The organism is Haloarcula terrestris (assembly GCF_031624315.1).
In the GTDB taxonomy this organism is placed as follows: domain Archaea; phylum Halobacteriota; class Halobacteria; order Halobacteriales; family Haloarculaceae; genus Haloarcula; species Haloarcula terrestris.
The window spans coordinates 203,026-225,569 of record NZ_JAMQOM010000004.1 but is presented as its reverse complement, the minus strand read 5'-3'; the positions used below and the strand labels follow the sequence as shown (position 1 = coordinate 225,569).

General features: G+C 62.3%; 20 protein-coding genes and 1 tRNA gene. 13 read left to right on the top strand and 8 right to left on the bottom strand.

Annotated features, from left to right (window positions below; all coding sequences use genetic code 11):
• Positions 1–203: 203 nt before the first annotated feature.
• Together NDI54_RS11310 and NDI54_RS11305 are read left to right on the top strand one after the other, a co-directional pair.
• Positions 204–1,349, top strand: a complete 1,146-nt coding sequence (locus NDI54_RS11310; RefSeq protein WP_310896874.1) for an alginate lyase family protein — start codon at positions 204–206, stop codon at positions 1,347–1,349.
• Positions 1,350–1,422: 73 nt separating this feature from the next.
• The gene (locus NDI54_RS11305; protein ID WP_310896550.1) at positions 1,423–2,298 is read left to right on the top strand and encodes an NAD-dependent epimerase/dehydratase family protein; all 876 of its coding nucleotides are present in this window, start codon (positions 1,423–1,425) and stop codon (positions 2,296–2,298) included.
• Positions 2,299–2,325: 27 nt separating this feature from the next.
• On the opposite strand, the gene tgtA is transcribed toward NDI54_RS11305, so the two are convergent.
• From tgtA to NDI54_RS11290, 3 genes are all read right to left on the bottom strand, one after another.
• Positions 2,326–3,798: a tRNA guanosine(15) transglycosylase TgtA gene (tgtA, locus tag NDI54_RS11300; RefSeq protein WP_310896549.1), complete on the bottom strand. Its 1,473-nt coding sequence runs from the start codon at positions 3,796–3,798 to the stop codon at positions 2,326–2,328.
• Positions 3,799–3,908: 110 nt separating this feature from the next.
• Complete coding sequence (locus NDI54_RS11295; protein WP_310896548.1) at positions 3,909–4,166, bottom strand: hypothetical protein; 258 nt, start codon at positions 4,164–4,166, stop codon at positions 3,909–3,911.
• A 42-nt stretch (positions 4,167–4,208) separates the two neighbouring features.
• Entirely contained in the window at positions 4,209–4,754 is a 546-nt protein-coding gene (locus NDI54_RS11290; protein WP_310896547.1) for an NUDIX hydrolase, read from the bottom strand.
• Positions 4,755–4,848: 94 nt separating this feature from the next.
• On the opposite strand from NDI54_RS11290, the gene NDI54_RS11285 reads away from it, so the two are divergent.
• Positions 4,849–4,974, top strand: a complete 126-nt coding sequence (locus NDI54_RS11285; RefSeq protein WP_310896546.1) for a hypothetical protein — start codon at positions 4,849–4,851, stop codon at positions 4,972–4,974.
• Positions 4,975–4,988: 14 nt separating this feature from the next.
• Here the strand turns inward: NDI54_RS11285 and NDI54_RS11280 are convergent, their stop codons facing one another.
• The 4 genes from NDI54_RS11280 to NDI54_RS11265 all read right to left on the bottom strand — a co-directional run bounded on the left by NDI54_RS11280 (position 4,989) and on the right by NDI54_RS11265 (position 10,096).
• The gene (locus tag NDI54_RS11280) at positions 4,989–7,136 is read right to left on the bottom strand and encodes a hypothetical protein (protein WP_310896545.1); all 2,148 of its coding nucleotides are present in this window, start codon (positions 7,134–7,136) and stop codon (positions 4,989–4,991) included.
• Positions 7,137–7,191: 55 nt separating this feature from the next.
• Positions 7,192–7,788: a tRNA (pseudouridine(54)-N(1))-methyltransferase TrmY gene (gene trmY, locus NDI54_RS11275; RefSeq protein WP_310896544.1), complete on the bottom strand. Its 597-nt coding sequence runs from the start codon at positions 7,786–7,788 to the stop codon at positions 7,192–7,194.
• Between the two features lie 321 nt (positions 7,789–8,109).
• Positions 8,110–9,354 (bottom strand): inorganic phosphate transporter, encoded by a 1,245-nt coding sequence (locus tag NDI54_RS11270; RefSeq protein WP_310896543.1) that lies wholly within the window; start codon positions 9,352–9,354, stop codon positions 8,110–8,112.
• A gap of 669 nt (positions 9,355–10,023) precedes the next feature.
• A tRNA-Pro gene (locus NDI54_RS11265) sits at positions 10,024–10,096 on the bottom strand.
• 319 nt (positions 10,097–10,415) lie between these two features.
• Here NDI54_RS11265 and NDI54_RS11260 point away from each other — a divergent pair.
• The 6 genes from NDI54_RS11260 to NDI54_RS11235 all read left to right on the top strand — a co-directional run bounded on the left by NDI54_RS11260 (position 10,416) and on the right by NDI54_RS11235 (position 16,937).
• A complete protein-coding gene (locus NDI54_RS11260; RefSeq protein WP_310896542.1) occupies positions 10,416–11,588 on the top strand; it encodes an NAD-dependent epimerase/dehydratase family protein in 1,173 nt (390 codons plus the stop codon).
• Positions 11,589–11,590: 2 nt separating this feature from the next.
• Positions 11,591–12,523, top strand: coding sequence for an NAD-dependent epimerase/dehydratase family protein (locus tag NDI54_RS11255; RefSeq protein ID WP_310896541.1), 933 nt, complete (start codon positions 11,591–11,593; stop codon positions 12,521–12,523).
• Positions 12,516–13,511, top strand: a complete 996-nt coding sequence (locus tag NDI54_RS11250; RefSeq protein WP_310896540.1) for an NAD-dependent epimerase/dehydratase family protein — start codon at positions 12,516–12,518, stop codon at positions 13,509–13,511. Before NDI54_RS11255 ends, NDI54_RS11250 begins: the two co-directional genes overlap by 8 nt.
• Before the next feature lie 49 nt (positions 13,512–13,560).
• Complete coding sequence (locus NDI54_RS11245) at positions 13,561–15,894, top strand: STT3 domain-containing protein (RefSeq protein WP_310896539.1); 2,334 nt, start codon at positions 13,561–13,563, stop codon at positions 15,892–15,894.
• 82 nt (positions 15,895–15,976) lie between these two features.
• On the top strand, positions 15,977–16,450 hold the full coding sequence (locus tag NDI54_RS11240) for a single stranded DNA-binding domain-containing protein (protein ID WP_310896538.1): 474 nt from the start codon (positions 15,977–15,979) through the stop codon (positions 16,448–16,450).
• Complete coding sequence (locus NDI54_RS11235; RefSeq protein ID WP_310896537.1) at positions 16,443–16,937, top strand: hypothetical protein; 495 nt, start codon at positions 16,443–16,445, stop codon at positions 16,935–16,937. Before NDI54_RS11240 ends, NDI54_RS11235 begins: the two co-directional genes overlap by 8 nt.
• Before the next feature lie 5 nt (positions 16,938–16,942).
• Here the strand turns inward: NDI54_RS11235 and aglM are convergent, their stop codons facing one another.
• Entirely contained in the window at positions 16,943–18,250 is a 1,308-nt protein-coding gene (aglM, locus tag NDI54_RS11230) for a UDP-glucose 6-dehydrogenase AglM (protein WP_310896536.1), read from the bottom strand.
• Positions 18,251–18,338: 88 nt separating this feature from the next.
• On the opposite strand from aglM, the gene aglF reads away from it, so the two are divergent.
• The 4 genes from aglF (at position 18,339) to NDI54_RS11210 (ending at position 22,537) form a co-directional block, all read left to right on the top strand.
• Entirely contained in the window at positions 18,339–19,094 is a 756-nt protein-coding gene (gene aglF, locus NDI54_RS11225; RefSeq protein WP_310896535.1) for a UTP--glucose-1-phosphate uridylyltransferase AglF, read from the top strand.
• A gap of 326 nt (positions 19,095–19,420) precedes the next feature.
• Positions 19,421–20,827: a sugar transferase gene (locus NDI54_RS11220; protein WP_310896534.1), complete on the top strand. Its 1,407-nt coding sequence runs from the start codon at positions 19,421–19,423 to the stop codon at positions 20,825–20,827.
• A gap of 124 nt (positions 20,828–20,951) precedes the next feature.
• Entirely contained in the window at positions 20,952–22,076 is a 1,125-nt protein-coding gene (locus tag NDI54_RS11215) for a DUF4330 family protein (protein ID WP_310896533.1), read from the top strand.
• Positions 22,073–22,537, top strand: a complete 465-nt coding sequence (locus NDI54_RS11210; protein ID WP_310896532.1) for a hypothetical protein — start codon at positions 22,073–22,075, stop codon at positions 22,535–22,537. The genes NDI54_RS11215 and NDI54_RS11210 overlap by 4 nt, the downstream gene beginning before the upstream one ends.
• Positions 22,538–22,544: the final 7 nt, after the last annotated feature.

The following is a 22,544-nucleotide window of genomic DNA, read 5'->3' as shown; positions in this document are numbered from 1 at the left end:
CTAACTCTATAGAGGACAGCGCATCGCACGTGCAGCGCCAGACACGACGAGACGTGTTGCTCGCGATTTCGGGGACGGCCGCGGCGTTGGGTGGCTGTTCGACCGGGTTTCCCTCGGGAGACTCGAACGCGAGAGCCCCGTCGGAGGGGACGCCATTACCGACTGAACGGGCGTCCGAGTCAGCGATACCCAGCAGACCCGCGATGTTCATCCATCTCGATACGCTGGCTGCGATTCGGTCCCGCGTCGAGACCGATGACAGCCCGTGGGCGGAAGCCTACGAAGCCTTCACGGCCGATGTCCAGAACGCGATGTCGGCGACTCCGGAGAGCGTTACGGACAACGGCGACGGCCACGAGTTCAAAGCCAAAGGACCCGAGGACCCCGAAGCACGCAAGGACTACGTCGCCGCCATCAGGACCGGGGACTGGATCCGAGATCTCGGCCTCGCCTACCAGTACACCGGGTCTGATCAGTACGCCGAGAAAGCCATCGAACTGTTGGACCACTGGTTCCTGGACTCCGAGACGCGGATGGCCCCCGTGACCACAAACAGCATCGAACTGTTCATCACGCTCCCGAAGATGTGGTGGGGGGCGGAACTCGTTCGCGGGCACGACGGGTGGAACAACGACGGGGTCGCCAGTGAAGCCGATCTACAGGAGTGGATCCGGACGTTCCTGGACGACGTGGGCCACGAAATTCCGACCTCCTTTGGCCAGCAGAACATCTTCAACTGGCAGGAGATGACCCATGCCGCCGGTTCGGTGTATCTCCGTGACTGGGACCAGTTCCGGAACGCCATACAGCGGAACCGCGAAGACGGCTTCAACCAACTCCGGGAAGACGGCCTGCTGGAAAACGAAATCGTCCGTGCGTCGAGCCTGGCGTACTCGCTGTACGCGGCGAAAGCACTGGTCACCGCCGCGGAACTCAGCCGTGTCTACGTCGACAGACTCGACGGCCCTACCCTGTACGAACACCAGAAATTCAGCGGTGACACGGGCGCTATCGAGCGTATCCTCGACGCCCACGCCCCCTACGTGGGTGATCCCGAGGCCTGGGAAGCGCTGGGCGAGGGGGACCCCGAGCGGTTCGCCAACGAACACGGCTTCCCGGCCAGAAAGCAGGAAGCGGCCTCCTCGCTGTACGAAGTCGCGTACTCCTACTACGAGAAAGACACGTATTTAGAGACGCTCAAACAGAGCGGACAGCCGGTGAAGAACGTCCCGACGTACGCCTCGGCTCAGCAGGCCGCTATCAACGACCCCGACCGACCGCACCGAGACGAGCGCATCCTCGGCTGGACGACGTTCACGCACGGTGAGCGGTTCCGGCTCGACCGGTAACGGATCGAACGACACCGATCGGTCGGGGAAGCCACACCACCACATTTTGGAGACCGGCGGTCACAGAACGGATATGGATGTTGTCGTGACCGGCGGCCGGGGCAGTTCCGGGCGCTGGATCGTCGACCGACTCGCCGGACCGCACGACGTGACGGTCCTCGACCGCCGACTTCCCGACGAGGAGGGCCATCCGGCCGTCGACTACCAAGCACTGGATCTGACAGACGCCGGAAGCGTCTTCGATTCGCTGACCGCAATCAACCCAGACACGGTGGTCCACTGGGCGGCGATCCCGGTGGCCGGAAATCACCCGGGAGTGGACCTCTTTCGGAACAACACGCTCGCGGCACACACCGTCCTCTCGGCGGCCGGCCGCATCGGCGCTGACGTGGTCCAGGGGTCCTCAGACGGGGCGTACGGCTTCTTTTTCGCCGAGGAGACGCCCGTGCCGGACGAGCTCCCGATTACGGAACAGCACGCGTGCAGGCCCGAAGACGACTACGGCCTCTCGAAGGTCGTCACCGAGGAGATAGGGCAAACGATTGCTCGCCGGGACGGCATCTCCGTGGCGTCGATTCGCCCCTCGTGGATACAGATACCAGGCGAGTACCCCTGTCGGGCCGACGAGTACGTCGACGATCTCGCGGCCGGGGCCGGCAACTACTGGTCGTACGTGGACGTGCGGGACGTGGTCGACCTCGTCGAGGCCGCACTCGCGGGTGAAGTCGACGGTCACGAGGCGTTCAACTGCGTCGGCCCCGACAACGCGCTGGGCCGGCCGCTCGTCGAACTCATGCGAGAACACTACGGCGCGGTTCCGGACGACTGCACGGTTGAAGGAGACGCCGCGGCGTACTCGACGGCTAAAGCCACGGAGCGGTTGGGCTGGGAGCCGACCCGCTCCTGGCGCGATTCCGCCGACGAGGACGTGGACGTGCCGAGAGCCTGACCGCCAGCAGCCGGGACAATTGCGTCGTCAGTCTCTCGCGTGGAGGTCACGCAGGCGGACGCTGTCGGGCACGCGGTCGAGCGCCGTCGCCGGCCAGTCGTCGTGGACCAGCGTGAAGGACACGTCGGGATGGAGTTCGACCAGCCGCCGAACACCGTTCGCTGCGGCCTCGTAGGCCGCCCGGTCGGTCCGGTCCGGGACCTCCGCGGTCAGGGGGTACGTGTCGGCGAGTTCGCGCGGATACGGGCCAAAGGGTGGGAGAACCCCCCAGGTTTCGTCGTAGCGTGCGCTGGAACTTCCCTCGGTTAGCAGGACTTCATCGCCCTCGACCGGCAGCCGCTCCAGCCGGTCCTGATGCCGGTGAACCTCGGGTCTGCGGGCGCTTTCGTTCGATGTGTAAAAGAAGGCGTCCTTCGAGACGGGATCGGTCCGTTCGAGTTGTTCAGCGTGATCGAGCAGCGCACGGTAGCCGTCGAGCATCGCCGGATGACCGCGGGCGCGGCTGTCGACCAGTTCCATGAGGTTGCCGGCGCGGATGGCCTGCTTAACCGTCCGGATTTCGCCGTAGGTAACGTGGAGGTTGTGCCGCGCGAGCAGTTCCTCGCGCTGGTCGGCGTCCATCCCGTCGAGTTCTGCCGGCGTGTGGTCGGTACAGACCGGACAGTGACACGGGAAGTAGGTCAGTTCATCGAGCAGTTCCGTCCCCTGGACCGTGAGATACCGGTCGTCGCGGGCGTACAGCGCGTACGCTGCGGAGTCGAACAGGTCACACCCCAGCGCCGCCGCCATCGCGAACATCATCGGATGGCCCGCGCCGAACAGGTGGACCGGGCCGACCTCCCCCAGCCCGCGCTTGCAGGCCGCGACGACATCCGCGAGGTCGGCGTAGCGGTACTCGTTCATCAGCGGGACGACGGCCCCCAGTGGGAACACGTCCAGTCCGGTTGTGACAGCGTCTGCGGCGGCGCGCTCCCGGAGGTCCGGGTAGGTCGACCCCTGGACCGGCGCGCTGACGAGCATGTCGCCGGTGTCGACGGTCCCGGCGTGTTCGAGCCGCCTCTGGGTCGTCGCAAGCTCTTCGGTCGCCCGCTCGCGGTCCACGTCCGGTGGCGTCGGAATGTCCACCGGCGTCCCGATGTCCGACCCGATCTCGTGCTGAAATTCGAGTATCTCCTCGGTCGTTACGTCGATGTCGCCGTACTCCGCCAGTTGAAACGAGCCGGAGTCGGTCATGATGGCCCCATCGAACCCGAGCAGATCGTGGAGGCCCCGCTCCAGCACCGGCTCGCGGAGGTCCTCGGAGCCGTGCAGGATGTAGCTGTTCGTGATGAGTATCTCCGCCCCGAACTCCGACGCCAGCGTCGCCGGCGCGACCGTCTGGACGTGGGGGTTGACCACGGGCAGGATGGTCGGCGTCTCGACGGTGACGCCGGCCCGCGGCACCGTTAGCTCGCCCAGCCGGCCCGCAGCGTCGTACTGGCGGACCTCGAAATTCGTCATTACGTTGCGTCGTCGGTCAGCGCGCCTAAGGGTTGTGTTCCCCCATGGGCGAAGCCGTTCGCAGTCGGTGCAGCAGTGGACAGAGCGACGCGTCGGCCGGCACAGCACCGCTATTCGTCGGGTCGCTCCGGTCCGCCGGGCACCAGTTTGCGCTGGGGTCGGTGGACGGTCCCGGACTCCTCGTCGGCGACGTACGCCTGCGTGGTTCGGAACATATCGACTACCTCGCCGCGGGACTCGTACGCGTCCTCGACTAGTCGTTCGAGCAACTCCGCCCGAGAAACCGGCTGGCCGGTCCGACGGCGGACGGCCGCACGCAGTTTATCCAGCCGACGTTCCGTCTGGTCGTCGAGTGTAGTCGAGACCATGTTACATGATACCAGTCGACAGGTTTTCAAGCTGTCGTCGGTTCAGTGCTCGAACAGCGCGTAGTACATGATACCCAAGGCGGCACGCCCGTCTCGAAGTGTGCCGTCACGCACCGACTGGACCAGCGAGTCGAAGTCTGCAGTATCGACGCGGATCGATTCGTTGTGGTCCAGGTCCTGGTCGGCCGTCGCCTCGCACCCACGCGCAGCGTAGTAGTGGAACACGTAGTCGGTGTTGCCGTTGGCCGGTTCGCCCGTGTAGAGGTGGTCGAAGGTGTCGGCCTCATAGCCCGTTTCCTCGCGGAGTTCGCGGGCGGCGGCGACTGTTGGATCGTCGTCCCCGCCCTCCATCGTCCCGGCCGGCAAGCCGCGGTTGACTCGGCGGACCGGTTGCCGCCACTCCTCGATGACGACCACGTCGCCGTCGGTAGTGAACGGGAGGATGACGACGCTGTCACCGTTCTGTACGTAGTCGAACTCCCCCTCGGTCCCGTCGGGGAGGCGAACGTCCTCGCGGATGACCTCGAACCCCGGACAGGTGTAGGCGGTTTCGGCACCGAGCGTCTCCCACGCGAGTTCCTCGTCCATACCGGGAGTGGGATCCCGACGGGCAAAGTCCACACGGGTCCACGCAAATGCAGGCACCAGACGGATACGGCAGGCCGCGCTACGTGTAGTTGAAATGAGAATATCGAATATCGTCCTCCTGCTCGGCGTGGTATTGTTCGCTCTCCCAGTCCCCGGTACGTTCATCGGCGGGGGACTGGTGCTCGTGGTCGGCGCGCTGGCTCGGTGGTTCGGCCTCTGAGAGCGTAACAACGACTACAGTTTGTCAGCGGCCTGGGCCTGCTCAGCCCGTCGGTTCGCCTGTTCGAGGCGCTGTCGGGCCGCGTTCGATAGCGGGTCCGAAAGGCCGTCGCTGGCTTCCTCGATACGGGTCGCCACACGCTGGAGTCGGTCGGCGACGGCCTGGAGTTGCTTGTCGGCGTTTCCGCGGTCGCCGGCCTCGGCACGTTCCGTCGCCCGCTCGGCGGCCTCGACGACGGCGGCCAGCGCGCGTTCGAGGCCCCGGACAGCGTTGACCGAGCCGCCACCGTCGAGGATGCCGTCGTCGCCGTCCATCTGTTCGGCGACCGATTGGCGCGTCTCCTCGGCGATGTCGGCGAGGAACGACGCCAGCGACGCCTTGCCAGTGCGGGGCTGGTCGATTCGGGCGGCCGTGTCGGCTTCGGGGTCCGGGTTCACGCGGAACGCGCCGATCTCATCGTCGCTGTCCCGGACTTCCGTCGTGTACGCGCCGCCGCCGTGGACGTACACGGCGGCGGGCTCGGAAAGCGGTGCGTCGTACAGCCGTCCCGCGAAGTCGTCCTCCACGGCGAGGTCGGTGAGGTCGCTGTCGGCCCCTGACGAATCGACTTCGAGACGAGTGGCGTTCTCCCGAGCGACGAGCGGGACCTCGCCGTCGACACCGGCTCTGGTCGGTCCGTCGGCTGTCTCCGCGTCGGGAACAGACACCGTCTCGCTGTGGGGCGCGACACCGGCCCCGTTGACAGTAAAGCGGTGGTCACCTTCGGGTACGTCCTGGACCACGGCCAGCCCCGAAAAGGTCGGGACGGCCTCGGGATCGCTCTCCAGCAGGGCGACGGACTCGACGGTAGTGTCCTGGGTCGTCAGCCCCTCGTCTTCCGGTGCGTCGTCGTTCGAGACGGCTTCGGAAAGGCTGGCGACGACGGTCCGTATCTCCGCCGGCTCGCCGATAGCGTCGTAGCGCTCGGCCAGCGCCGCCCGGTGGTTCGGTTCGGAGATGTCCGCGGCGGGGTTCTCGTATCGCGGCTGGTCCCAGGGCGCGCCCGTCGTCGTGATGTGACCCGAGATCGCATCCTCGGCGAACTGGGGGACGGCGAACTCGAAGCTCAACTGCGGCCCGGTGAAATCGGCGATGTGTTCCAGTTCGCTGCTCGGCACGAGGTCGTACTCGATGTCCGGGTCAGCCTCGCCGCGGTCGGTGTGCTGGAAGACGAGCCCGGTCTCCCGCGTCGGCAGATCCGTCGGTGGTCGGGTGAGGCTGTCGAACGAGCGGACCGTGAGCGACTCCGAGATGAGGTCCTCGCGGCTGACCGAGGGCAGCCGCTCGTGTTCGTACAGCGGCGCGCCCTCGTACTCCGGAACGAGGTAGGGGAGCCGGGACCCCTCGTCCCGTGGGAGGCCGTAGGCGACAGGGATTTCGGCGAGGTCCTCGATGGTCTCGACGGCGCTGTTCGTGATGTCCGCGAACCGGTCGCCCTCCGGCAATCGGGTGAACCGGTCGCGGACATCGTTGACCGACAGCGCGCTGGAGTGCGAGCCCAGTTCCGAGAGGATACGCGGCACCATCTCCGGGTCGGGGTCGAGGAACTCGTTGTTGGGCACCTTCCGGGAGTGCGAGCTGGCAACGTACAGTTGGGGGTCCTCGGTCTCCGTGTCGACGAAGACGTGCAGGACCTCCCAGTCGTGCCAGTGAAAGTTCGTCGTGAACTGGTCGAACGCCGAGTAGAACCAGAACTGGACGACCGCAAGCGGCGAGTTCTCGTACTCGACGGCGTGGTAGAACGCTGTTGGGTTCGGCGGCTCGCCGTCGGTCATCCGCTCGTGATACCCGTTGAAGGCGTCGAACCCGTCGACGATGGTCTCGCCGTCTTGCTCGCTGGTGTACGGCCGCGGGTCCGTCGGGAACCACGGCTCTTCCTGGTCGAAGTACAGCGTCGGCGCGAACCGACGCGCGAGCTCCTCGGCCCGCTCGCCGTCGACCGGCGTAGCCGTGTCGTCGCTCCCGCCCTCGAACGCCGAACAGCCGGCGACAGACGCGAGGCCGGCCCCGGCGACCGACTGCAGGACGGCGCGGCGAGAGAGTCGCTCGCTGTCGCTCTGTCGACATCGTGACAACCGTCCGTTGTCCCGGCAAACGCCGGTCTCCGAGCCCAATAATCCCATACGCTTTTCAGCGAATCGCGGGGGAAAACCCTTCTGGCAGAATGCGAGAACTCCTTCAGTACTGCTCGAACCCGCCCGTATCGAGGTAGTTGTGTGCGACCGTGATCGCGTGGTCGGCGTGCAGGGCCGCAGGCCCCAGCGAAACGCGCTCCTCGACGTGGTCTGCCAACAGATCCGTCTCTTCGTCACGAAAGTCGTGGTGATCCGAGAGGACGAAGACGGGATCCGACGGCGGGTCGACATCGACGACAGGGTCGCCGTCCTCGTGCAGTTGGACGACGGTGCCCCGGCGAGCAACAGCATCGAGCGTTCCATCGAAGCCCCGCCTCGTGAGCGACACGCCTGGCGAGGTCTCGACCGGGATGTGCCCGATGGCTTCCTCGCGCTCCTCCAGCGCTTTCCGTATCAGCGCTGCCGTGGACCGCTCGTCCGGGTTCAGTCGGCGGAGGTCGCTCCCCTCGAACGTCACGGTGTACTCCTCGCCCAGAATCAGGTGGACACGCACGTCCTCGCGGATGGCGTGACTCAGGAAGAACGCGCTGGTGACACACCGACAGAGCACGTCGAGCCGGCCGGCCGCGCCGGCCAGGTCGTCGAGGGAGAACTCCGGCGTCGTCGGGGCATCGTGGCCGATGATGACGAACTGGCGCATACGGGTGCGAAGCCGGTCAGGGACTTACGTGCATCGACAGCGAAGTCGCGGCGCATCCGAGCCGACGGTGCGCCAGCTACCATGTGAGCCCAACCGTTAGGTCACGCGGCACTGTCGCCCACCGTTGCTACTTCTGCCTGTGACTTGTTAGACAAGTCGCTGTATCTGGCGGGACAGGCAGAGTTGTACCACAGGAAGTCTGCCAGGTTTTAATTTCCTACAGGTGCGTCTGAAAGGGACAGAGCATCTATGCAGCACGACGGGTCTGATTGTGTCGTTGCAGTACTGCTGAACCGGGTTCTCAGTGGGCTGGCGTTGTAGTCACAATAGGAATGCGAACACTGGGTATGAAGCGGTAACCGCCAGCGACGGCGTCAGCACCCACATTGTCACGATACGCTTGGCCGCTGCCGGGTCGAAGAGGCTTCGTTCGTCGATGTCTGCCGGCCCCTCAGCGCCGACATCTGGGATGTCCGGAATCTCATCCGGCTTCTCTGCAGGTTTCTCTTCTCGAGCAATGTCGCCGATGGTCGGCCCAGCAGGCGCATCTTCGGCGCGTGAGGTGACCAACGCGCCAGTCGAGACCGCGACATCCGGCCGGTCAGGCGATGGCGTCGCTAACTCCGCCAGCGTCGCTGCCCGACTCGCTCGACCCCAGCCAAGCCCAATGATCGTTGAGGTCGTACTGACGGCGAGACTCGCTGGAATTCCAAACGATGAGAGAATGGTGATGACCGTTCCACCGACCACGGAAACGATCAGTGATGCGAGAATCGGGAGTTCCGTGATATCGTCCCCAACCGTTTCTAGCGTGCGACGGGCGATAGTGAAACTACCCAGCCCGAAGGCCCCTACCGCGAGCAGGACACCCTGATTGACGGTGAGCGACCCGCCCGAACCGACGAGGGGAGCGACAGCGTTCGCAGCGTTCGATGCCCCGGCCGAGAACGCCATGTAACAGCCGATGATGATAACTGAGAGTGATCCGATGGTATCCTGCAGTGATGCGTTCGGATTGACGTACGGTCGTGGAATCGCTCCCGACCGGTTGAGTTGGATGAAGTGGAGATTGAATGTGGTAAAAGCGATGTAGCGATCAAGATAAGGGTACACATAGCGGCCGACTACGACGCCGATACACAAACAGATCAACGGGGCGACAATCCAGGCTGAAACGATAACGAACATCAGCGCCTGATTAAGGGTGCCGGATGCGAGCCCCAATCCGACGATGGCACCCACAGCGGTCATTGATGTCGAGGCTGGAACGCCATAGAGATTCGAGATCAACAGTGCTGCGCCGGTGAAAAATAGAACGGTAACACTGGCGATAGGCGTGAACTGGGCTGCCGGCACAATACTACTACTCATCGTTGCGATGACTTCCCGACCAACGGTCCACGCCCCGAGAAAGCCAAAGCCAACGAACAGTGCTCCCGCAGTTGTCTTCCGAATGAGGCGTGACCCGACTGCAGGGCCGAATGCCACACCCGTCGAGGAACCCCCGATATTGAATCCAACAAATATGGCGACAGCGATACCGACAACCGTCAGGAACATCACCATCGTAATGCTCTCAATATTGCCAGACCCAGGTTTATAAGTTCTGAACCGCTTCCCGGTTGACAACTCTTGCTGAATACTGTACAAGGGATTAGCACGGTCGGGGTTCTGCTAACGGTTTTACCGAGAGTGACAGCACTGACCGACCCAATCCAGTTGTATTTGGAAATGGTTCTGCGCGAGAGACGCGGCCTGTATCTTGCACGGCTGCTAGAAAGTATATTTATGTTGACATTAATTAGTGGCCAATGTACGGACTAATCTCATAGGTGTTTTACTTATTCCTAGCTGGAAATCAGTAGTACCGACTTCACAAGCAAGTTACCGTCTGGTTAGTACTGCGAGCACATCTTGGGCTTGTTCAGAGTCACCGTCGCTTATGCAAGTTCGTCAACTAACCCTGACGCCACTCTATGGCCTCCGTGCTTTCAGCTACTTCTTCTGCGGTGGTAATTCCTGCTACAGCTGACAGGCTTTTGGCTGCTGCTAGAAGTCTCTCAACCGACGATTCTCGCTGCTACCACTTCACGTGATTGCGTTGCGAGAGAAATGGGCCGGCGCGAATCGCGAATTACGCCCAGACGTGCTCGCTTCGCTGCGCGCGACTGGTCTACTTCGAATTCGTGCGGCTGCACGTGCTGCCCGCTCACGAGTTTGTTCGCGGGCAGAAAGTGGGCCGGCGCGAATTCGAATCGCGGTTACGGCCACCCGAAGGCCGAAGGATACCAGGCTACCCCACCGGCCCGTGCGATAGCAATCGAACAGAAGACAGGGGCAGTTTTAACGGTTGCGAAACGGGGAGAAGCGGCGCGGGTGCACGGGAGGTCAACACGCGGGCAGTATGCGGCAACGATGCCAGAGTGGGACACAGTGAGACACCGCTACAGAGCCGCAGTAGAGACGAACCGGTAGTCACGGCGTATCCGGAGCGGACCGCTATCACGCCGGAGGTGCTGCTTTTTTGAATATGAACGTGCACCATGGATAGCCAGGTTGCACAAGAAGAACACATACCTGAACAGAAGATTGATTACGCATCGTGGTTACTCACTATCTGAGTAACTATGACGATCCTCATTACTGGCGGCGACGGCTACGTCGGGTGGCCGGCCGCCCTGCGAATCGCAGACCGAACGGACGACCGGGTGCTGCTCGTAGACAACTTCGGCCGACGGGAGTGGGTCGAGGATGTCGGCGCGACAAGCGCGACACCGGTCGCAAGCATCGACGAGCGCCTCGACGCCGCCCGCGAGGTCCACGGACTGACAAACCTCTCCTTTGTCGAGGGCGATCTGGCCGAGAAGTCCTTCGTCGACGAGCTACTGGCGGTCCACGAACCCGAGGTCGTCGTCCACACCGCCGCACAGCCGTCCGCGCCGTACTCCCAGATCAACGGCGAGCGGGCGAACTACACACAGCACAACAACCTCCAGGCGACGCGGAACCTGCTGTGGGGCCTCGAAGAACACGACCTCACTGACACCCACTTCGTCGAGACGACGACGACCGGCGTCTACGGCGCGCCGGAGTTCCCGATTCCGGAAGGCGGCGCAGCGATGGAAAATCAGGACGAGCGCGACGACGTGCCGTTCCCCAATATGGGTGGGAGCTGGTACCACGCGACGAAGGGCTTCGACGCACAGAACATGCGGCTGGCCCACACGCAGTTCGACATCCCGATCTCGGACGTGCGGACGGCCATCGTCTACGGGACCGAAACCGAGGAGACCCGCGCGGACGACCGCCTCAAGACCCGCTTCGACTTCGATTACTACTTCGGAACGGTCACGCACCGCTTCTGTGCACAGGCCGTCGCGGGCTACCCCGTCACCGTCTACGGCAAGGGCGAGCAGCGAAAGCCGTTCATCTCGCTCGAGGACGCCGTCGAGGGGCTGGCCGAAGTGGCGCTGACCGACCACGAGGAGCGCCCCGAGGGTCTGACTGTCTACAATCAGGTCACGCGCGCAATCAGCATCGTCGAGATCGCCGAGACGATTGCCGATGTCGGCAGCGAGTACGACCTCGACGTAGATGTCGAGCACTTCGAGAACCCCCGCGACGAGGACGAAACCCACAAGATGGAGATCGAGAACGACCGGTACGCCGACCTCATCGACGGCCAGTCACAGTCCTTCGAGGACGGTGTCGGCGATATCTTCGAGACGCTGACCCGCCACGCCGACACCATCGAGGCCCACGAGGACCGCTTCCTGCCGGGCGTCCTGAGCGAGGACTGACGATGGACGTGCTGGTCACCGGGGCCTGTGGCTACATCGGCAGTGCGCTAGTCCCTTTGCTGCGGGCAGACGACCGGGTGGACAGCGTCGTTGTCTTCGACGACCTCTCCTCGGGGTCGCCGCGGGCGCTGCTGGGGACGCTCGGCGACGGCTTTGAATTCCGCCGAGGCGATGTCCGCGAGTACGGCGACGTAGAGAGCGCCATGCGCGGCGTCGACCGCGTCATCCACCTCGCGGCCATCACCGGCGCGTCGAGTACCCACGAACGGCGCGAGGAGACGTTTGCCATCAACTACGACGGCACCGAGAACGTCCTGACTGCGGCCGGCAAACTCGGCGTCGACCACGTCGTCTTCGCCTCCTCGTGTAACGTCTACGGCCGCGCGACCAGCACTGCCATCGACGAAACGGTCGATCCGGACCCCATCAACCCCTACGCGGAGACGAAACTCCAGTCCGAGACGCTGCTGCGGGAGTACTGCGAGGAGTTCGACATGACCGGCACCGCCCTGCGGATGGCCACCAACTTCGGCCACTCGCCTGGCATCCGTTTTAATCTCGTCGTGAACTACTTCGTGTTCCGCGCGCTCACCGACCGCCCGCTCACCGTCTACGGCGACGGCTCGAACTGGCGGCCGTTCATCCATGTCCGGGACGCCGCCCGCGCCTACGCGGAAGCCGCGTGCGACCCCGAATCCTGGGACGAACCGGTGTACAACGTCGGGTCGATGGACTCGAACTACCAGATCTCGGAGATCGCCGACATCGTCGCCGACGAGGTCGCCCCGGTCGACGTGACCTATCTCGAAGACGAACACCCCGGCCCGTCCTACCACGTCAACTTCGACCGCCTGAGCGGGACCGGCTTCGAACCATCGTGGACGCTCCGCGAGGGCGTCCGCGACCTGGCGGAGAAATTCACATCCAATGTCTGATTCAGAATCCACGAACGAACGCCCCCACGTCGCCGTCACTGGCGGTGCGGGCTACATCGGCAGTCGCGTCATCTACGAGCTACAGCAGGCCCACCCCGACTGGGAGATCACCGCCATCGACAACTTCTATCTCGGCACCGTGCAGTCCGTCGGCGATGTCGACATCGAACACGTCGACATCCGGAACCGGGACCGACTGGAAGCAACCCTTGACGGGGCCGACATCGTGATGCACCTCGCCGCCGTGTCGGGTGTCGACGACTGCGAGGAGAACCAGGATCTGGCCTACGAGGTCAACGTGCAGGGGACCGACAACGTCGCCTGGTTCTGTCGCAAGACCGGCGCAGGACTGATTTTCCCGTTCTCGATGGCCGTCATCGGCGACCCGACGGAGTTCCCCATCACGGTCGACCATCCGCGGGGTCCGCTGAACTGGTACGGCCGGACGAAACTGCTCAACGAGCGCGCCATCGAGACGTACGCGGACGGCGCGTTCCCGGCCCACCAGTTCATGATCTCGAACCTCTACGGCAGCCACGAACTGGACGGGCAGACCGTCTCGAAGGGGACCGTCATCAACTTCTTCGTGAACCGCGCGCTCGCCGGCGAGACGCTGACCGTCTACGAGCCTGGTACGCAGTCTCGGAACTTCATCCACGTCAAAGACGTGGCCCGGGCCTACGTCGACAGCTGCGAACGGCTGCTGGCGCAACTGGACCGTGGTGAGACTGGTGTCGAGAAGTACGAGATCGCCAGCGACGAGGACCCGAGCGTCCACACCGTCGCCAAGCTCGTCAGGGATATCGCCGCCTCCGTCACCGGTGTCGAGGTGGCTGTCGAACTGGTCGAGAACCCCCGGGGCGACGACGAGACGCTCGTCGATTCCTTCCCGGTTGACACCGACCGAACGGCCGACGTACTCGGCTGGCATCCGGAGCACGACGTGGAATCCGCGATCCGAGCGGCGATAGAGTCGGCGAACGCGTAGGACATCGAATCCCGATGGATTTATTCGCCAGACCGGAAAGAGAGAACACATGAGCGATACGCCCGGGGCGGGAGCGATACTCGATGACCGGCCCGAGCTGCGATCCGCGACAGAGGCGGTGCTGGCCGTCGACGACGAACAAGACGGCTGGACGTTCGACGACATCCCCCTCGATTCGGGCCAGTTCGGCGAACTCGTCTCAGCGGGTATCGTCGAGAAAGACGGTGACGAGTATCGCGTCGCCGATCCCGACGCTGTGCGGGCCGCTCTCGACGGCGAAACGGTTGACACCACAGAGAGCGAGCGTACTGTCTCTCTCTCAAACACTCTGGATTTGAATTTCAACGCACGCGCTACGGGCCTGCTCACCGCCGCACTGGCCGTCGTGTTCCTCGCCCGAACGTACGCCATCGGGTCGGTCTACCGCGGCGGCGACATCGTCCTCTCGGGCAACGACCCCTACTACTACCGGTACCACGTCGAACAGATTGCCGCGAATGCCGGTAGCGCGGCCGATCTCGGGACGCTCTCCGTACTTCCGAATAGTGTGACCCACGGGGAGCCGCTCATGGTCGCCACGCTCTGGTGGGTCGCCAGTCTCCTCGGCGGGAGCAAGGAGGTGATCGGCCAGGTGCTCGCGTGGTATCCGGTCGTGTCGGCACTCGTTACAGCCGTCTTGCTGTATTTGCTTGCGGTCCGAGTGTCCAGCGACCGACGGGTCGGCCTCGCGTCAGTCCTCTTTCTGGCGATCATTCCGGGCCACACATTCCGGACGAGCCTCGGCTTCGCGGACCACCACGCCTTCGACTATCCCTGGCTGGTACTTACGGCGCTGGCACTCGTGGTCGCGCTGACAGCAGTCTCCGACAAGGAGTCGCTTCGACGGCCGCTGCCCTGGTTTGGCGCGGTCGGCATCGCTGTCGGTATTGCCGGGCAGGTCCTCGCGTGGGAGGCCGGGCCGCTGCTCGTCCTTCCGGTCGGACTGGTCGTGCTGGGACAGACGCTCGTCGATGTCGCTACCGACCGGTCGTCGCTAGTCAAGAATGCACCAGTACTTGCCGGAGTCAGTCTCGGTGCGCTACTCGCTTGGAGTGTCCACGCTGTCGTCGGCTGGCAGACCGCACTCGTCGCTGGTACGCCGGCAATACTGACGGTCGGCATAATCGTCGTTATCGCAACAGCGGAAGCAGCCAGGCGCTTCGGGAGGACTGGCAGGCAACTGGCTGCAGTCGATGTCGGGCTTGGCGTCGTTGGCCTCCTCGTCTTCCGCTTTGGTTTCACGGAGCAGTGGGGAACGTTCAGTAACCGGCTGGATACGCTGTTTCGCTCCGACGCCATCGCCGAGACGTACGGCCTGTTCAATACCGACGGCTTTGGCTTCCTGCTCCTGCTCGGTCTGACGCTGTTCCTGGGGCTCCCCGCGATGGCGTGGGGTATCGACCTCGCTCGCCGCGACCGGAGCGGCTGGCTCGTCGCCAGTAGCTACGCCGGGGTGCTGCTCGCACTGGCCGTCATCCAGGTCCGCTTCGTCGGCGAACTGGCGCCGTTCCTCGCGCTGTTTGCCGGCCTCGCCTTCGTCTGGGCCGCCTCGTGGGTCGATATCGCCAGACCAGTGCTGACAGCCGGTGACGGCGACCTCCGGGACGCGCTCGTTCCGGACACCCGCGCACTCGGGTCGCTGTTCGTGCTGTTTCTCCTGTTCGGTGCCCTCGGAATGGTTCAGGTCCCGGTGAAAACCAGCCAGATACTCGTCGACGACGGGAGCTACGGCGCGGCGACTGCAATCGAAACCGACGCCGCCGAGAACGGGCTCGAATACCCCGAAAACTACGTTCTCAGCCAATGGGGACAGAACCGTGTCTACAACTACTTCGTCAGCGGTGAGTCAGAGAGCTACGGCTACGCTCAGCAGACCTATGAGAGATTTGTCACGTCGACGGACCCCGATCAGGCCCACAGTCAAATTGCCGGACGAGTCGGCTACGTCGTTACGACGGACACATCGCTTGAGGAGCCGACGACGATGCACGTTCGGCTCCACCAGCACTTCGGCAGTCAGAGCGGCGATGTGTCCGGACTGGCACACTATCGCCCGGTCTTCGTGAGCGAAGACCGGAGCTACAAAGCGTTCGCAGTAGTCCCCGGTGCGACGATACAGGGCACTGCAGCGCCAAATTCGACCGTATCAGTCGAAACGACAATCACGGTTTCGGACAGCGAAATCACATACGAACGCCGGACGACGGCCGATCAGACCGGGGCGTTTACCGTGCCCGTCGCAAACCCCGGAACGTACACCGTGACGACCGAGGGCGAAGGTGAGACGACCGTTGAAGTCCCGGAACAGACGGTGTACGACGGTGGAAACGTAACGGTCGAGTGATTTTTAGAGGGGTGTGCCGTTGGTCGGCCGCATAAGCCGCTGAAGCGAAACGACCATTGCGTCCACCGAGAGAAGACAGCGTGTGCACGTCTGGGTTCGTGTCGCCATCGCCCTCAGTGTCTGTCTGGCACTCGGTGGGCTGTTCGTCCATGCAGAGCTGACGGAAGACCAGCGGTCGCCGTACCCGGATGCCGAGGACCTGTCGTCCGGGTACGACTCGTACGTGGGACAGCAAATCATGGTGTTGGGGACAGTAACAGAGTCCAGTGAAGCCGGGATAGAAATCGTAGCCGAAAACGACGGTACGTCAGTCACGCTCCAGGTGACCGGAATCGAAACAGCCGTCGAACCCGGTGGAGTCGTCCAAGTGTACGGAACGCTCGAACCGGACCAGACGATAGCGGCCGAACGTATCGAAGTCGTCAACAGTAGCCGGTGGGCAGAGTTCTACAAGTACGGAGCCTCAGCAGTCGGGGCAGTCGGATTCCTGTTGCTGTTCTTCCGGTACTGGCGCATCGACAGCGATACGTGGACACTGGAGGCACGCGATGGCTGACCTGCTGACACACCTTCTCGTCCCGTACATCCTCCTCACAAGTGCGAGTTGGAGCGTCGACTGGCTCGACCAGCGCTGGGTCGTCGTCGGAATGGGCGGTGCGGCAATCCCCGATTTGGTCAAAGTCGAAATTGTGCTGGACGACAGCACGGTCGAAGCGCTCCTCGGCATCCCATTCAGTTATGCACCCATCTCGACACTCGGTGGGGTTTTGCTGCTGGCCGGTGTTATCACCGTCGCGTTCGAGCGACGCCACTGGGGACGGGTGTTCGGCCTTGTGTCCTTTGGCGGCCTCACCTCGCTGCTTCTCGATGGACTGCGAGTGTACGCCGACGGGCGTGCGAGTGCGTGGCTGTATCCGTTCACGAACTGGCGGCCACCGACGCCGAGCCTGTACGTGTCTTCAGATCCCACCGTACTCGTCGTGGCGCTACTCGTTGCCGGCGTGGTAGCAGTCCTCGACAGACGAATGAAAGCGCGTCGCTAACCGCGCTACCAGGTCAGGCCTTCGTAGGTGATACCGTCGCGCCGCTCAATGATGCGTCGGCCGTCAACGACGACGGGGGCAGCCATGTCGTCGAACTCAGTGTCAAGCGCCGCGAACTCGTCCCAGTCGGTGACGACCACAGCGCCGGATGCATCCGCAAGTGCGGCCCCAGCCGAGTCCGCATACTCGATGTCGGGATAGCGCTCGCGCATGTTCTCGGTCGCAACGGGGTCGTAGGCGACGATCTCAGCGCCACGCTCCTGCAATCCGTCGATGACCGGAACCGCGCGGGTGTTCCGGATGTCGTCGGTCCCGGGCTTGAACGCTAGCCCGAGCACGGCGACGCGTTTCCCGGACACGTCAACGTGGTCATCGAGCAGCGAAAGGAGACGCTTCGGCTGCTCGTCATTCAGCTCGACGGCCGCCGAAAGGACTGCCGGGTCATAGCCCTGTTCTCGCGCCGCAGCGATGATGGCGTCCGTGTCCTTCGGGAAGCAACTGCCGCCCCAGCCGACGCCGCTCCGAAGGAACTGTTCGCCGATACGGTCGTCGAGGCCAATTGCGTCGGCCACCTCGTAGGCGTCGACGCCGAACTCCTTGCAGATATTTCCGATATCGTTGATGAGGCTGATCTTCGTCGCCAGGAACGTGTTGTTGGCGTACTTGATCATCTCGGCTTCTGCGATACCGGTTTCGACGACCGGCACGTCGCCGTCAGCGGCCTCGCGGAGCGGGGCATAGAGGTCGTGGAGCGTGGCGGTCGCGCGGTCGTCGTCCGTCCCGAAGACGAGCTTGTCGGGGTTCAGGAAGTCCGCGACGGCCGTCCCCTCGCGCTGGAATTCCGGATTGGACGCGACGAGGAAGTCCGTCCCGCGTTCGAGACCCGCTTCGGCGATACGGGGCGCGAGCCGTTCCTCGGTCGTGTTCGGAACGACAGTCGACTTGGTAACGACGAGATGCGGGTCGTCGGCCGCGTTCTCGGCACCGGCCAGCGCCTCACCGACGGATGCCGCGCCGGCCTCCATGAACTGGAGATCGATGCTCCCGTCGTCGTTCGACGGTGTCGGGAGCGCCAGCATCGTCAGTTCGGTGTCGAGAATCTCGTCGTAGTCCGTACTCGCCCGGAGTCGACCGCCGCCGTGCTCGGCGACGAGTTCGTCAAGTCCGGGTTCGTGTATCGGCGACTCGCCATTGTTGACTGCGTCGACGATGTCCTCGTCGATGTCTATCGTTACGACTTCGTGCCCGAGGTCGGCGAGACACGCCGCGACTGTGGTCCCGACGTATCCGCTGCCGACAATACTGACGTTCATCAAGCGGCGATAGTCGAGGCGCGGATATTATAATTCGGGTCCTATAATTCGACAAGAGTTTTATCGGACGACCAACCAATGAGGTTATATGAAAGCTGTCGTACTCGCCGCTGGAGAAGGGACCCGTCTCCGACCGCTGACCGAAGACAAGCCAAAGGGGATGGTAGAAGTCGCGGGGAAACCGATTCTGACACACTGCTTCGAGCAGTTGATCGAACTGGGTGCCGACGAACTCCTGGTAGTCGTCGGCTACAAGAAGCAGGTCATCATTAACCACTACGAGGACGAGTTCGAGGGCGTCCCGATCACGTACACCCACCAGCGCGAGCAAGACGGGCTCGCGCACGCGCTCCTGACCGTCGAAGAACACGTCGACGACGACTTCATGTTGATGCTCGGCGACAACATCTTCGAGGCGAACCTCCAGGATGTCGTCAATCGCCAGCAGGAGGACCGCGCCGACGCCGCCTTCCTCGTCGAGGAAGTTCCGTGGGAGGATGCAAGCCGATACGGCGTTTGTGATACCAATAAGTACGGCGAGATAACCGAAGTGGTCGAGAAACCGGAGGACCCACCGTCGAATCTGGTGATGACCGGGTTCTACACGTTCACGCCGGCTATTTTCCACGCCTGCCACCTGGTACAGCCCTCGAACCGCGGCGAGTACGAGATCAGCGATGCGATTGACCTCCTGTTGCAATCCGGGCGAACGATCGACGCGATCCGCATGGACGGCTGGCGAAACGATATCGGCTACCCCGAGGACCGCGACCAGGCCGAGAAACGGCTGCAAGGCGAAGTCGACTCGGAAATGGCGGCCGAGAACATCGCGACAAGCGAATGAGTCATCGTTCGCGGTCGCCGTCTCTCGCAGAGCCACGACAGTGAGCCGAGACAATAGCTGGGTCACGAAAGCGGTCCGGAAAAGCGATACTCTCGCAGATGCTCTGAACGAACAGGCTTGCGGAACCGGCGGAGCAACAGCTGCGATAACTGTGCAGATACGCTCATGATGAGTGTTCCAAAGCAAGACCGACTCTCCGATGTCACTTTCACCAATAATCACGATGTACATTTGGGGCAAGGCGTCCGCCCGACCACTTAGAAGGGTTTCAATGTTTGACTACGGGGACGCAGGACTTATCCCGGAACTCGGTAATCACACTGATAATGGATAGTGGCTGGCGGTATCGGGTTGCGAGTGTGGCCGGCGTTGTGGCACTGACAGCGATTGCCGTCGCACTCGTCAACAACGCTACCGTCCAGTCAGTCGCAACCACAGTCCCCTTGTTTAGACGGCTCCCTGCCGACCCACCGGCGGGGTCGGAGTTTACGTTCGAACTTCTCGTCACGGTCGTCGTCGTCGCCAGCGTGTTCCTCCCACTGTACAAGCCTCGCCCGCGGCGGATTCTTGATGCCGTTGCGCTAGCCCAAAAGCGGGTGCTCGTCGCAGTTCTTGTCTTGGCGACAATCGGTTACTTCGACTATACCTACCGCTTACCACGCTTGACCGTCGTACTATTGACACCGCTGCTGCTGGTCGTCTTGCCCGTATGGTTCGTATGGATTCGGAAGCGGCCGTCGACGAACGGTGAGCGAACCATCGTTGTCGGTGATGATCTCACGGTGATCGAAGAGGTCTCCAGTGAGGTTGAAGGGACGCTCTTAGGCTATCTCTGTCCGACGAGCGTGCTTACGACGCCCGCCAGATCTGAAGCCATTGCCGACGGCGGTAGCAACGCTGGTGGGCTGGAACGACTCGGCGGCCTCTCACGGATCGAGGACATACTTGTGGAGTACGATGTCGATACTGTTGTGTTGGCATTTGAGCATGCAGACCGAGCGGAGTTCTTCGGTGCACTCGATGCCTGTTACGAGTACGGTGTCAACGCGAAGGTGCACCGAGACCATACGAACTCCGTATTGACGGCAAGCAGTGGGGTCGGAACACTGGTCAGCGTCGAAATCGAGCCCTGGGATATACAGGATTACATCCTCAAGCGAGCGTTCGACATCGTGTTTGCGTCAGTTGGACTGATTGTGCTATCGCCCGTAATCGTGGGGATCGCGGCAGCTATCAAAATCGATGACGGCGGACCGGTTCTTTACACGCAAGAACGAACCGCGGTATTCGGCGAAGCATTCAATATTTATAAATTCAGGAGTATGACTCCCGGTGGGGAATCAGCAACACCGGTAGAAGACGAAGAAAACAGCCGCATAACTGATATCGGAAAGATTCTCCGTCGAACACATCTCGACGAAATCCCACAACTCTGGTCGATTCTCGTCGGCAATATGAGTGTGGTTGGGCCACGAGCGGTCTGGACGGAAGAAGAATCCCTGTTAGAAGCTGATACACAGTCTTGGCGCCAGCGGTGGTTCGTCAAGCCAGGGCTGACTGGTCTGGCACAAGTCAATAATATCGAGAGCACAAATCCTTCGGAAAAACTCCGCCTCGATTTGAAGTACATTCGCAAACAGTCCTTCTGGTTCGACGTGAAATTAGTCACCCGTCAGATCTGGAAGACACTTGGCGACCTTCTTGCTACAATTCGGGTAGCAATCCTTCGCTGAGGGAGAAATTCAGAGTCGGGTGGTCGGCGAGATGTATAGATATCCTAGAAGATGGAGCGTCCGTTAGAGAGCTGTTCTGGGAATTAAACGAAAAGGCCATACATCGGCCGGGAAATGGGCCAGTATGGAGTCGATCGAAGAGTCGTCTGGAATCATCGACGACGAGGGGAACCTGTTTGGCGTCGTCAACATCGTCGATGCCCTTGTCGTTATGCTCGTTCTCGCGGTCCTTGTCGCCGGTGTCAGCCTGGTACTAACGGATGGTGGCGATTCTGATGCAGCACCAACAGAGGGGACGACCAATGTGACGCTCGATCTCGGCTCACAGCCGGAGTACGTTATTTCGCAGATATCGATCGGGGACAGCTACAGTCCGGCTGGAGATTCGACCCTCAGAATCACGGATATCCATTTGACTCCGCAAGGTGAGTCTACGCGGGCAGTGGTGCGTGCTGAATTGTCTGCCCCCCTTTCGGAAGAAACCATCCAGTACAACGGCGCGCCACCACGGTACGGCCGACAGCTCGAGATTCAGACCGACACGTACTCCGCGACTGGAACGATCAGTGAAGTCGGTGGCAGTTCCGAAGTCACCACAACCGAGACAGAGGTGTTAGTCAGAGCAAATCTGTCAGAAACCGATGCCAGACAGGTCAGTGCTGGACAGTCAATTCTTGTGGATGGACGGGAAGCAGCCACTATCGAGTCAGTGACGACATACGGAACTGGAAATCCGGATAAGAAGACCGTTCTCCTCGGGCTGAGGCTGCAGACCCTATCGCACAACGATAGACAGGAGTTCGGTGAGACAACGGTCCGGCCAGGAGCGGGCCTTTCATTGCCGACAGACGCAGGCATCATTGAGGGAGAGATCATACGAGTCGGGACGACATCCCAGCGTGGCCAACCCGCGACTCGTACTGTCCAACTACAGGTTACAGGTGTGTCACCGTTACTCGCCGAGAGCATCGTCCCGGGGATGACGGAATCGTTCGACGGTGAAACAACCGCACGGATCACCGAGGTCCAGCGCGAGAACGCAACGGTCGTCATCTCCGGACAGGATGGGGACATCTACGAGCGCGACCATCCGGTACAGCAAGATGTCACGTTTACCGCAAACCTCTCTGTCCGAGAAACTGAGACCGGTGTCACGTTCAAAGGACAGACGCTCCAACAGGGGCGCGTCGTAGCACTGGATCTGGGAACCGTAACGATCAGAGCGACTGTCGTCTCGGGCTATCGATGAGCAAAACAGCAGCGGTTACAATGATGAAACAGCGACTCAAGGCAGCTGTCGAGAACTCGGCACTCAAGTCGGTCTCAGATGCGTTCGCAAGGGGTCTCGAGCGTTCGATACTCAAATCGAGTTCTGATACATTCTCACGGGGGTTCGAGACTTCGGTGCTCAGTACAGTCTGTGCACGGATAGTCGAAATAACGAAGGCATCCTGGTGTTACCGATGGCTCACAGCAGAACCGGAACCGGATGTTATTGTCATCGATCTACGCGAAACGTACACCGTCGGTCCGTTCATCGCAGTACTCGATGCTATCGCGCCACGGATCGCGCGGTTCTGGCGGAACTCCGGCCTCGCATCCGTCGCAGAACGGCTGGAGCAGGTCCTCTCGGCTTCAGCAACAATTCAGCTGGTGGCGAAGCTCCTCGAACCGCCGGAGCCGCCAGAAAACAACGATCAGCGCAAGTAGCGGGCTA

Excerpts from the sequence above, each read along its gene's own strand:
- NDI54_RS11285 (WP_310896546.1), top strand. The coding sequence starts at position 4,849 with ATGAGAATATCGAATATCGTCCTCCTGCTCGGCGTGGTATTGTTCGCT.
- tgtA (WP_310896549.1), bottom strand. The coding sequence starts at position 3,798 with ATGACGAATTTCGAGGTCCGCCAGTACGACGCTGCGGGCCGGCTGGGC.
- NDI54_RS11215 (WP_310896533.1), top strand. The coding sequence starts at position 20,952 with ATGGAGTCGATCGAAGAGTCGTCTGGAATCATCGACGACGAGGGGAAC.
- NDI54_RS11290 (WP_310896547.1), bottom strand. The coding sequence starts at position 4,754 with ATGGACGAGGAACTCGCGTGGGAGACGCTCGGTGCCGAAACCGCCTAC.
- NDI54_RS11220 (WP_310896534.1), top strand. The coding sequence starts at position 19,421 with ATGGATAGTGGCTGGCGGTATCGGGTTGCGAGTGTGGCCGGCGTTGTG.
- NDI54_RS11255 (WP_310896541.1), top strand. The coding sequence starts at position 11,591 with ATGGACGTGCTGGTCACCGGGGCCTGTGGCTACATCGGCAGTGCGCTA.
- NDI54_RS11250 (WP_310896540.1), top strand. The coding sequence starts at position 12,516 with ATGTCTGATTCAGAATCCACGAACGAACGCCCCCACGTCGCCGTCACT.
- NDI54_RS11295 (WP_310896548.1), bottom strand. The coding sequence starts at position 4,166 with ATGGTCTCGACTACACTCGACGACCAGACGGAACGTCGGCTGGATAAA.
- NDI54_RS11310 (WP_310896874.1), top strand. The coding sequence starts at position 204 with ATGTTCATCCATCTCGATACGCTGGCTGCGATTCGGTCCCGCGTCGAG.
- NDI54_RS11305 (WP_310896550.1), top strand. The coding sequence starts at position 1,423 with ATGGATGTTGTCGTGACCGGCGGCCGGGGCAGTTCCGGGCGCTGGATC.
- NDI54_RS11270 (WP_310896543.1), bottom strand. The coding sequence starts at position 9,354 with ATGGTGATGTTCCTGACGGTTGTCGGTATCGCTGTCGCCATATTTGTT.
- NDI54_RS11260 (WP_310896542.1), top strand. The coding sequence starts at position 10,416 with ATGACGATCCTCATTACTGGCGGCGACGGCTACGTCGGGTGGCCGGCC.
- NDI54_RS11245 (WP_310896539.1), top strand. The coding sequence starts at position 13,561 with ATGAGCGATACGCCCGGGGCGGGAGCGATACTCGATGACCGGCCCGAG.
- NDI54_RS11280 (WP_310896545.1), bottom strand. The coding sequence starts at position 7,136 with ATGGGATTATTGGGCTCGGAGACCGGCGTTTGCCGGGACAACGGACGG.
- NDI54_RS11235 (WP_310896537.1), top strand. The coding sequence starts at position 16,443 with ATGGCTGACCTGCTGACACACCTTCTCGTCCCGTACATCCTCCTCACA.
- aglF (WP_310896535.1), top strand. The coding sequence starts at position 18,339 with ATGAAAGCTGTCGTACTCGCCGCTGGAGAAGGGACCCGTCTCCGACCG.
- trmY (WP_310896544.1), bottom strand. The coding sequence starts at position 7,788 with ATGCGCCAGTTCGTCATCATCGGCCACGATGCCCCGACGACGCCGGAG.
- aglM (WP_310896536.1), bottom strand. The coding sequence starts at position 18,250 with ATGAACGTCAGTATTGTCGGCAGCGGATACGTCGGGACCACAGTCGCG.
- NDI54_RS11210 (WP_310896532.1), top strand. The coding sequence starts at position 22,073 with ATGAGCAAAACAGCAGCGGTTACAATGATGAAACAGCGACTCAAGGCA.